The organism is Methylobacterium iners (assembly GCF_022179305.1).
GTDB classification, from domain to species: domain Bacteria; phylum Pseudomonadota; class Alphaproteobacteria; order Rhizobiales; family Beijerinckiaceae; genus Methylobacterium; species Methylobacterium iners.
In genome coordinates, this window is record NZ_BPQP01000101.1 from 1 (window position 1) to 10,261 (window position 10,261).

The 10,261-nt window shown below is 69.1% G+C and carries 8 protein-coding genes; 3 read left to right on the top strand and 5 right to left on the bottom strand.

The window, feature by feature from the left end; all coding sequences use genetic code 11:
• Nucleotides 1–511: 511 nt before the first annotated feature.
• A complete protein-coding gene (locus MFF55_RS24700; protein WP_238246768.1) occupies nt 512–1,855 on the top strand; it encodes a capsule polysaccharide biogenesis protein in 1,344 nt (447 codons plus the stop codon).
• A gap of 14 nt (nt 1,856–1,869) precedes the next feature.
• On the opposite strand, the gene MFF55_RS24705 is transcribed toward MFF55_RS24700, so the two are convergent.
• Nucleotides 1,870–3,858 carry a capsule polysaccharide biogenesis protein gene (locus MFF55_RS24705; protein WP_238246769.1) on the bottom strand — a complete coding sequence of 663 codons (1,989 nt, stop codon included), beginning with the start codon at nt 3,856–3,858 and terminating at the stop codon, nt 1,870–1,872.
• A 226-nt stretch (nt 3,859–4,084) separates the two neighbouring features.
• Between MFF55_RS24705 and MFF55_RS24710 the strand changes: the two genes are divergently transcribed.
• Together MFF55_RS24710 and MFF55_RS24715 are read left to right on the top strand one after the other, a co-directional pair.
• Entirely contained in the window at nt 4,085–4,852 is a 768-nt protein-coding gene (locus MFF55_RS24710) for an SDR family NAD(P)-dependent oxidoreductase (RefSeq protein ID WP_238246770.1), read from the top strand.
• Nucleotides 4,852–5,706 carry a formyltransferase family protein gene (locus MFF55_RS24715; RefSeq protein WP_238246771.1) on the top strand — a complete coding sequence of 285 codons (855 nt, stop codon included), beginning with the start codon at nt 4,852–4,854 and terminating at the stop codon, nt 5,704–5,706. Before MFF55_RS24710 ends, MFF55_RS24715 begins: the two co-directional genes overlap by 1 nt.
• Before the next feature lie 17 nt (nt 5,707–5,723).
• Here the strand turns inward: MFF55_RS24715 and MFF55_RS24720 are convergent, their stop codons facing one another.
• The 4 genes from MFF55_RS24720 to MFF55_RS24735 form a co-directional block, all read right to left on the bottom strand.
• Nucleotides 5,724–6,308: a phospholipase A2 family protein gene (locus MFF55_RS24720; RefSeq protein WP_238246772.1), complete on the bottom strand. Its 585-nt coding sequence runs from the start codon at nt 6,306–6,308 to the stop codon at nt 5,724–5,726.
• Between the two features lie 254 nt (nt 6,309–6,562).
• The gene (ettA, locus tag MFF55_RS24725) at nt 6,563–8,215 is read right to left on the bottom strand and encodes an energy-dependent translational throttle protein EttA (protein WP_238246773.1); all 1,653 of its coding nucleotides are present in this window, start codon (nt 8,213–8,215) and stop codon (nt 6,563–6,565) included.
• Nucleotides 8,216–8,385: 170 nt separating this feature from the next.
• On the bottom strand, nt 8,386–8,661 hold the full coding sequence (locus MFF55_RS24730; RefSeq protein WP_238246774.1) for a hypothetical protein: 276 nt from the start codon (nt 8,659–8,661) through the stop codon (nt 8,386–8,388).
• A 103-nt stretch (nt 8,662–8,764) separates the two neighbouring features.
• Nucleotides 8,765–9,640, bottom strand: a complete 876-nt coding sequence (locus tag MFF55_RS24735) for a DNA/RNA non-specific endonuclease (RefSeq protein WP_238246775.1) — start codon at nt 9,638–9,640, stop codon at nt 8,765–8,767.
• Between the last annotated feature and the right edge of the window lie 621 nt (nt 9,641–10,261).

Genomic DNA, 10,261 nt, shown 5'->3' on the forward strand with positions numbered 1-10,261 from the left:
CAAATACGTCGAACAACCGGAGAGCAGCGTCGCCGCCAGGATGGACAGTCCGAAGGCCCGCAAGATCGTGATCCTCCGCCCGCCGCCAGCCATCACTGAGGGTCGGGACTCTACGCAACGATACGTTCAATCGCAGGGAACGGTTTAAGGGTCGATAAACCCCGGCCGGGCCGTAGCCAACCGCTCCGCCCCGTTGCGGGTTGGTCGCGGATCATTGCGTCCGTATCGTGACACGGTCACGCTTGAGATTCCGCCGGGCGCCGACCTTGATCCTGCCACCATCAGGGTTCCTAACGCGCACCGGCAAATCGGACGCGGCGATTCGACCGGGTTCGATCGGCAAGACCTTAAGAAGCGGTGCGCGGCCCGTGGATGGATCCACGAAGCTGCGGAAAAGCTCGGGGTGTTGCGGTGGAGACATTGCCGCTCGGGTCGGGACCGATAGTCTCGACGAGGAGCCGAGGCCGGTACGCGGGTCCCTCGATGGATCCGACATCGATGGGGTGCGCGTATGACATCGAACCTTCCGCAGGATTTCGGCCAGACCCGTCCGAGCCCGGCTCGCCAGGTCTTCCTGTTTCTGCAAGGTCCGATCACGCCCTTCTTCGCCGAGATCGCCGACACGCTGGAGAAGCGCGGCCACCGCTGCCTGCGGGTCAATCTCTGCTTCGGTGACCGCCTGTTCTGGCGCCGTCCGGGCGCGATCAACTTCAAGGGCCGGCGCGACGCCTGGCCCGCCTTCATCGCCGACCTGATCGATCGCGAGGGCGTCACCGACATCGTGCTGCTCGGCGAGCAGCGCTTCTACCACAAGGTCGCGATCACGGCGGCCAAGGCGCGGGGCATCAAGGTCACCGTCACCGATTTCGGCTACCTGCGCCCCGATTGGATCACGCTCGAGCGCAACGGCATGTCCGGCGAGAGCTGCTTCCCGCGCGATCCGGAAGCGATCATGGAGCTCGCCCGCAAGGCCCCGCCCCTCGACCTCAAGCCGCGCTTCAAGGACGATTTCACCACCCAGGTCATCTGGGACATGGCCTACCATCTCCTCAGCAACTGGCTGTGGTTCCTGCACCCCCATTACCGCTCGCACCAGCTCCACCACCCGGCGCTGGTATATCTCGGCACCGGCCTGCACATCCTGAAGGCGCGCCGCGAGGGTCCGAAGGCGGATGCGCGCATCGCCGAGGTCCAGGCCGCCGGCACGCCCTATTACGTGCTGCCCCTGCAGATGGAGAACGACTTCCAGCTGCGCGCCTATTCGCCCTTCTTCGACCTGAAGACGCCGATCCACGAGGTGATCTCGTCCTTCGCGGCCCATGCGCCCGAGGGTTCCCGCCTGATGGTCAAGGTCCATCCCCTCGATCCGGGCATCCGCAACTGGCGCCGCATCGTGCGGCGCTCCGCGGAGAAGTGGGGCGTCGCCGACCGGGTCGACTACCTCGACGGCGGCGACCTGCCGAAGCTCCTCGAGAAATCCAAGGGCGTCGTCACCGTCAACAGCACGGTGGGGCTCTGGGCCATGCGCGCCCGCACCCCGATCATGACGCTGGGTCAGGCCGTCTACGACATCGAAGGCCTCACCTTCCAGGGCAGCCTCGACCGGTTCTGGACCGAGGGGGCGCCGCCGCAGGCCGAGCTCTGGGACGCCTTCGTCAAGGCCATCGTCGGCAACATCCAGATCCGTGGCGTCTACTACAAGCGCGAGGGGCTCGACCACGCCGTCCAGGCAGCCGCGGCGAAGCTCGACCTTACCGACGGCGCCTGGCTCGAAGTGCGGGCGCGGGCCGCCCGCAGCGCGCAAGCCGCGCGCGAGGCACCCACCCTCGGCCTCGAGAGCCTGCACGGCGCCTGATCGGGACCGGCCTCCTAGCCGCCCCGGCGCAGAAGGCGCCGGAACGCGATCGACCAGACCTGCTTGAGGGCGGCCTCCAGGGTGCGCTCGCGCCGGGCGAGGCCGGGATCGCCATCGGCCAGGCGCCGCACCACCACCTCGGGCGGGCACGGCAGCCCGGTCCGCGGATCGAGGTAGCGCGTGTAGCGGATCAAGGCGCCGGCCACCAAGGCGTCGAGGTCGAGCTTGCGGGTCCGCCGGGGGGAGGTCTCGCCGTCGGTCAGCCCCCATCCCGCGTAGAACGGCAGCCCGTGAGTCGTCACCGGCTTGCCCCGCAGCAGGGCCTCGAAGCCGAGGAGGGAGGTGATGACCTCGACCCGGTCCGCCGCCTCGATCGCGTCGGGCGCCGCGACGTCGCGCAGGACCACGTCCGCCAGGGCCGCGAGGTATGAGGGCGAAACGCGGCCCGGCCTCAATCCCGCCTCCACGTCGGGGTGCGGCTTGAAGGCGATGAGCGCACCCGGATTCCCCTCCCGCGCCGCCCGCAGAAGCTCGGCATTGGTGCGCACCCGCGAAGCCCCGAGACGGATCGAGGCGTCATCCTCGACCTGGCCGGCGACGAGAACGACCGGGCGGCCGGACGGCAGGGCTGGCATCGGCGCCGCGCCGACATTGTACTTGCTGATCCGCGCCTCCACGATGGCCGTGCGCAGCCGCGCGGCGCGCTCCAGGAGCGCCTCGTCGAACCGCTCCTCCTGCAGGATTCGTTCGAGGTCGCTCGGGCTCGTCGCGTCGTAATAGATGCCGGTGGCGTCGAGCACGTAGGAGGCGCCCGGCCGCAGGGCGACGCCGAGCCCGATCGAGCGGAGGAACCCGTCCTCCATGCGCAGTAGCGGCACGCCGGCCCGCGCGCAGGCGGCGCCGACCTCGGCCGGCGCCCGGCTCGCCCAGGCCACGACGCGACGGAAGCCTTCGAGGTCGTCCGGTGAGACGCTGGCCTTGCCCTTGGGCGCGATGCTCGGCGTGCTGCCGGGTGAGGCCAGGGTCTTGGCGACCCAGGGCCGCTTCCAGGACGGGAAGCCGAGGCAGAGCGTGCGCACGGCATTCTCCCGCGCGCGGATCACCGCGAGTCCCAGGATCGCCAGCGCTTCCTCGAAGCTGCAGGACTCGCCCTCGTAGGGCTCATAATAGCGCGAGGCGACGAGATAGGCGGCCGCGAAGACCTCGACGGCGCTGCGCGGCCGGGTCCGACGGGCGAGGTGGAGGCGGTCGTCGGTGAAGCCCCAGCCGGCATAGAAGGGCACGCCGAAGCAGACCACCGGCAGGCCCGCCAACGCCGCCTCGAACCCGACATGCGCGGTCACGACGTAGACCGCGTCGCAGGCCCCGACGAGGGACCAGGCGGTGACGGGGTCGCGCACGACCCGCGCGCCCTTCGCCTCGGCGAGCGCGTCGAGATGGCCCCGTCCCGGATGCCGATGCGCGGCCGGATCCATCACCACGACGAGTTCGGCGCCCGGGTTCTCGACGAGGGCCGTCTCAAGCATCGTCGCGAAGCGCGCCTCGCCGGCGAGGCCGAACCCGATCGCCGGATCGCCCCGGGGCTGGTCGACGATCACGACGCGCCTTGTCCCGGCCTCCCGCTCGACGCCGAGGGCGTCCTCCAGGCAAGAGCGGCGCGGATCGTTGTCGAGGGAAATCTCCATCCGCCGCAGCTCGCCGATGCCGGCCTCGGCGCGGGCGATGAGCGCGGGGCTTTCCCAGCCGCCCTCCTCCAGCATGACCTCGAGCTCGCTCGGGGCGGTGGCGTCGTAATAGACCCCGAGGCCGTCGACGATGTAGCTGAGCGCCCGCTCGGTCGCGGCCCCTTCGAGCCGCAGGAAACCCTCGGTCCAGCGGTCGGTCTGGCGCACGCGGCGGGACATCGGCTCGCTGGCGAGGCGCGGGGCGCGGCGCTGCTCGGGCGGGGCGACCTCGGGCGAGAGCGTGCGCGGCCACAGCCGCTTCACCTTGCCTTGATCCATCCGCATCGATCTCCTGCCCGGGCGGTCCGGCCCGCTCCGGGGCGCCGCCTGTCCGCGGCACGTCGCGAGGCCGGCCGCGCATCCGCGGCCCCGAGCGACCGGGTCTGCCGTACCGATATCGCTCGCGCCACGTCAAGTTGGCGGGGCCGGACCGGCGCGCGCGAAAAGGCTCGATCACCCGGCGGCCCTCGGCTATGCCACCGGCCGGATCAGCAGCGAAGGCGCCATGCCCGTCATCCTCATCACCGGCGCGTCGAGCGGCATCGGCGCGGCGCTCGCCCGGCATTACGCGGCGCCCGGCACGACGCTGCTGCTCAACGCGCGCGGCGCCGATCGCCTGGAGAGTGTCGCGGAATCCTGCCGGGCCAAGGGTGCGCAGGTCGCCTGCCAATGCCTCGACGTGCGCGACCGCGAGGCCGTGGCGGCCTGGCTCCGGGCGAGCGACGCGGCCCACCCTCTCGACCTCGTCATCGCCAATGCGGGCATCAATGGCGGGCACCCGACGGGCGGGATTGAAACGGAGGCCATGGCCTTCGAGACCGTCGAGGTGAACCTCATGGGCGCCCTGAACGTGGCGCTGCCCGCCGTGACCCTGATGGTGGCCCGCGGACGGGGGCAGATCGCGCTGATCTCCTCTCTCGCCGCCTTCGCGCCGCTGCCCGATGCGCCCGCCTATAGCGGCACCAAGGCGGCGCTGCTGGCCCATGGGCTGGCGCTCAGGGCCAAGCTGAAGCGGCACGGCGTCCGCATGAACGTGGTGACGCCGGGCTACGTGAAGACCGCCATGGGCAGCGGCTACGAGGGCTGGCGCCCCATGGAGATGAGCGCCGACGATGCCGCGATCCGGATCGCCCGCGGCCTGGAGCGCGACGAGGACATCGTCGCCTTTCCCAAGACGCTGGCCGCCGCGGCGCGCGGCGCCGCCCTCCTGCCCGAGCGCCTGCGGCGGCTCGGCATGAGCGGCTTCACGTTCAAGATGCGCTCGGCGCGCTGATGCCGGGCCCCCGCCTCGCGCTGTTCGTGCTGGAGGCGCTGCCGAACGCGTGGGCCGTGCGCCGCTTCGTGGCCGATCACGCGGACGAGATCGCCTTCGTCGGCCTCTCGAATGCCGAGCGGCCGGGTTCGGGTGGCCTCGCCGGCCAAGTCCGCCGCCACCTCGCCCGTTCGGGACCGGCCTTCCTGCCCTATCTCGCGGTGAATTTCGGCCTGCCCGACCTGCTGGCGCCGCTGGCGGGACTGACGCAGCTTTTGGCCGGCACGTCGGGGCAGGCGGCGGCCACGCCCGTAAAATCCCTTTGCGCCAAGCTCGGTATTCCGACCCTCGTCGTCGACGACGTGAACGGCGCCGAGGTGGGGGAGATGCTCCGCCGCCACGCGCCGGACCTCATCCTCGCCTTCCACTTCGACCAGATCTTTTCCGCCGAGACCCTCGGCCTCGCACGCCTCGGCGGATTGAACGTCCATCCCGGCCTGCTGCCGCGCCATCGCGGGCCCGTGCCGACGATCCACGCCCTGGCCGAGGACGAGCCCGCCTTCGGGGTTACCGTGCACCGCCTCGCGGTGGAGATCGATGCCGGCGCGATCTTGGCGCGGGAGGCGGCCGCCCTGCCTGCCGGCACCACGGCCTCGCATGCCTCGGTGGTGCTGCACGAGCGAGGCCGCCTCCTGCTCGATGGCGTGCTGGCGACGATCGCGGATACGGGCATGCCGGAGGGCGAGCGTCCGCCGGTCCTGCCCTATTGTCCGTTCCCAGACCGAGCCTTGCTCGCCGATCTGCGGCGTCGGGGCCGGAAGCTGACGGATGCCGCCGACCTGCGCGACGCCCTCACTCTCAGCGCGCGGGCCTGACCCTCAGGGCGCGAGCGTCAAGGCGCCTGACAGCCCATGACCTCCGCGGCCTCCGCGACGCTCAGGGCGCGTTGCCGGACCTGAAGGGAGACGGTCGGCCGTTCGGACACGATGGCGGCGTCGAGCCTCAGGGTCCGGTCGCAGGCGCAGGAGCGGTAGCCGGCCGCCGCGTAGCAGGCATCGTGGCGCTGGCAGGCGGCATCGAGGGCGTCGGTCGGGGCCAAGCCCTCGCCGCGCTGCCCGACCCCGCAATAATTGCCGTGATAGAGGTCCCGTCCCGACACGGCGTCCAACGGCGAGCCGCCGGGAAGCGGCGGCTCCTGCGGGCGGCCGCTCGGGTTGAGGTCGTTGGCCGGTCCGCCCGACTTGGTGCCGGAACTGCGCAGCGATTTCGGGATCGGCGACTCGATCCCTGGCTCGGCGAGCGATTCGGCCGAACGGGTGTTGGGATCGGACAGGTCCGGCAGCGGCGGGGGTGGGCCGGGCTCGGCTTCCTCGGCGAGCGCAGGCGCCGGTGTCCGTTCGACGACCTGGGCGGTGGCGGCCTGTCCGAACAGCAGGGTCGCCACGACCAGGACGCTGCGCAGGAACGGGTGGTGCAAGGCTGGGGCTCCGGTTCGAACTCGGCCAGAAACACCGGACAAGCCTAACCGTTCCCGTTCCGCCCTTCCGCTCAGGCCGCACGTTCGATGAGGCGGGTCGGCGGCCCTGTCCCGGACGCCTGGCGTGTCAGCGGAAACCGATCCGAGGTCCAGCGAATGGAGCGCCGCGTCCGCGGCTCATGACTGAGGGCGCCCCGGAATGACAAGGGTCGTTTGATGGTCAACCCGAGATCCTGGCCCCGCCGGAGATCGCCTCAGCGCGAAAACTTCTTGTACTTCAGCTTCTTGGGAATGATCGAATCGAGCCCGAGCCGGCGCTTCTTGTCGGTCTCGTAATCCGAAAAATTGCCCTCGAACCACTCGACGTGGCTCTCGCCCTCGAAGGCGAGGATGTGGGTGGCGATGCGGTTCAGGAACCAGCGATCGTGGCTGATGATGACGGCGCAGCCGGCGTAATCCTCGAGCGCATCCTCGAGCGCGCGCAGAGTCTCCATGTCGAGGTCGTTGGTCGGCTCGTCGAGGAGGAGCACGTTGGCGCCGCCCTTCAGCGTGCGGGCGAGATGGACACGGTTGCGCTCGCCGCCCGAGAGCGTGCCGACCTTCTTCTGCTGGTCGCCGCCCTTGAAGGCGAAGGCCGCGCAATAGGCGCGGGAATTGATCTCGCGCTTGTTGAAATAGATGATGTCGTTGCCGCCCGAGACCTCCTGCCAGACCGTGGCGTTCGGATCGAGCGCGTCGCGCGACTGGTCGACGTAGCCGAGCTTCACCGTCTCGCCGACCTCGATCCGGCCGGCATCCGGCTTCTCCTGGCCGGTGATCATCTTGAACAGGGTCGTCTTGCCAGCGCCGTTGGGGCCGATCACCCCGACGATGCCGCCTGGCGGCAGCTTGAAGGAAAGGTCCTCGATCAGCAGGCGGTCGCCGAAGGCCTTGCTGAGATGCTCGAACTCGATGACGTTGTTGCCCAGCCGCTCGTCGATCGGGATGACGATCTGCGCCGAGGCGTCGACCTTGTTGTTCTGCTTCGCCACGAGTTCCTCGTAGCGGGTGATGCGGGCCTTCGACTTCGACTGCCGGGCCTTGGGCGAGGCGGCGATCCATTCCTGCTCGCGACTGATCGAGCGCTGACGGGCCATGTCCTCGCGGCCCTCCTGCTCCAGGCGCTTCTGCTTCTGCACGAGCCAGGCCGAGTAGTTGCCCTCGTAGGGATAGCCGCGGCCGCGGTCGAGCTCGAGGATCCAGCCCGTCACGTTGTCGAGGAAGTAGCGGTCGTGGGTCACGATCAGGATCGCGCCGGGATATTGCTTCAGATGGCCCTCGAGCCAGTTCACCGTCTCGGCGTCGAGGTGGTTGGTGGGCTCGTCGAGGAGCAGCAACTCGGGCTCCCAGAGCAGCAGCTTGCACAGGGCGACACGGCGGCGCTCGCCGCCCGAGAGCGTCGCGACGGGCTGCTCGTCGCTCGGGCAGCCCAAAGCCTCCATGGCCTGGTCGATCTTGGAATCGAGCTCCCAGAGGTTTCCTGCCTCGATCTTATCTTGGAGCGCGGTCATCTCGTCCGCGGTCTCCTCGGAATAGTTCATCGCGAGCTCGTTGTAGCGGTCGAGCAGCGCCTGCTTCTCGGCCACGCCCTCCATGATGTTCTCGCGCACCGACTTGTTCGGATCGAGCTGCGGCTCCTGTGGCAGGTAGCCGACGCGCGCTCCCTGTGCGACGAAGCCCTCGCCAGTCCAGTCCTTGTCGATCCCGGCCATGATCTTGAGGAGCGTCGACTTGCCCGAGCCGTTGATGCCGAGCACGCCGATCTTGGCATCCGGATAGAACGACAGGTTGACGTTCTCGAGGACCTTCTTGCCGCCGGTATAGGCCTTGGTCAGGCCCCGCATGTGGTAGATGAATTCGCGGGCCATCGCTGGTGTCCTTCCATGGATCGGACTCGTCGCGCGTCGTCCCGAGGGGGCGGCCGTAGGGCGCCGCCGGCCGTCGCTCGCGTCGATCCGATTAGCTTTCAGAGTGTTGCGTCCGAGTACCAGGGCGGCCCCGGCCCCGCAAGAACGTCGGCCGCCCGATCGCGCCGCGCTCAGGCGAAGGGGTTCTTCACCGTCCGGGTCGGCCGCCTCGCCTCCGTCACCGCTTCGGGCAGCTCGGCGGATTCGAGGGCGGCGGCGATCGCGTCGACCGCTTCCTTCAGCGCCCTGACCTGCTCGAGGCCCCTGCGGTCGAGGCCGATATCGAGACTGCCGTGCAGGGCGATCCTGTCTGTGCCGTTCTCGATCGAGAGCCCACCGATGCTGCGGATGCCAGCATCGTCGGCGAAGGGCGTGAAGGTCGCTTCGGTTCTGCCGGCGCGCGGCATTGGCGTTCTCCTCACGGCAGGCGGCGAGACGGATACTGGTCTGAAGGCATCATGCGAGAGAGTCCCCACAGCAGGCTGCTTCGAAACGATAATTCCAAGAAACCTAAAAGATCGAACGCAGGAGGTTGCGCCACAGGCGCTTCGCCAACCGGTAAAGCTCGTTCCTCGCCCACGCCTCGAAGGATTCCTCGCGAGGGCGGTCGCGGCCGCCACCATAGGCACGCGGCTCCGGCAGCTCCATTCCGTGCGCCTTCATCGCCTCGGGCAGGCCCGGGAAGACGTCAAGGCCCGACAGCGCCTCAAGCCTTTGGATTGAGACGGATTGCCAGTCGCCGTCATCCCGGTTCGGAGCCAGGTAGGCGGCCGCCTCGCCGCGCTCGGGATCGTAGATCGCCTTGAAGACCTGCGTCGGGACGAGGACGCGATCATTGATCAGTTCCACTGGATTTCCAGCGAAAATGGGACCCGTCACCACGAAGATCGTACCCCGTTCGCTCGCCAGCCGACGCACGCTCTCCTCGATCGAGGCCCAGAGATTCCGGTTCAGGTTCCTCGCCTGCGGCACGATGTTGGCCAGGGTGAAGGACTCGGCCTGGGCCTTGTGCGTCGGCATGTTCCCGGCCGGCGCCATGTGACCGCGATCGAAGCCGCTGCGGACGTAATCCTCGAGCTGGGCGCGCGAAGCCTCGGGAAGCCTGTCCTCCTCGTGGAAGGCATCGTCCCGGTCGATCTTCCGCGCGGCAGCGATGCCCTGGCGCGTCAGCCGCTCCGCGGCGTAGAGCGGGGTGCGCGTCTCCCCCGAGTGCAGGAGCGCGAAGGCCTCGTAGCAGAGCGGCGTCGTCTTCGCCGAGAGCTTCGGGTTCACGAGTTCGGGCGCCCGGCCCTCGGCGAAGAAGCTTGGGCAGGTCTCGAAAGCCCTCGCCTCCACCGACGCGAAGAACAGGGCGAGGAGGGCGATGGCGGTGAATGGGCGTGGCATGGTGCGATTCGGCGGCCGTTTCGGATGATCCGCCGCCCGCCTGAGGCTCAGAAACAGACCCGGACCTTGCGCGTTCCCGACGGAGTCGGTCGCCAGCGATAGCCGCAGGGCCGGCCGAGACTGCCCTCGAAGGGCTGGACCTGCCGGTCGTCGCAGGGAGCGTGGAGCGGGCAGTGGGGCGGAAGGGCCCGAAATCCCGGTCCGGTGATCTCGCCCGCCCAGGCTGGGCCGGCCGCAAGGATTCCTGCGCCGAGTGCGATTCGGGCTAAGGCGGTGCGGATCACGATAGGGCCCTCGCTGCCGTTGCCGAACCGATCGTCTGCACGATCATGCCTGATTTCCTCATCGGTGCAGGACGAAATCCTGTACGGAACGGAACATTCGAGGCCTCGCCGGCACAGGCAATCCGCACCGAAACTTTGGGAGATTGAACGTTGCAGGGGATGCCGGCGTGGTAAAACCCGGCGAGATTGTTGTATAGCCCGGGAAGCAACATCGTTCTCCTGTGCCTTTGGGATCACAAGAGCCGATGCCATGGCCAGGCAGACGAAGCATGCGCCAGGCCTTGGCAGGGTGAATGAACAAGTGGGTGTAGAGCATTGTCACGGCAGTTGAATTCGG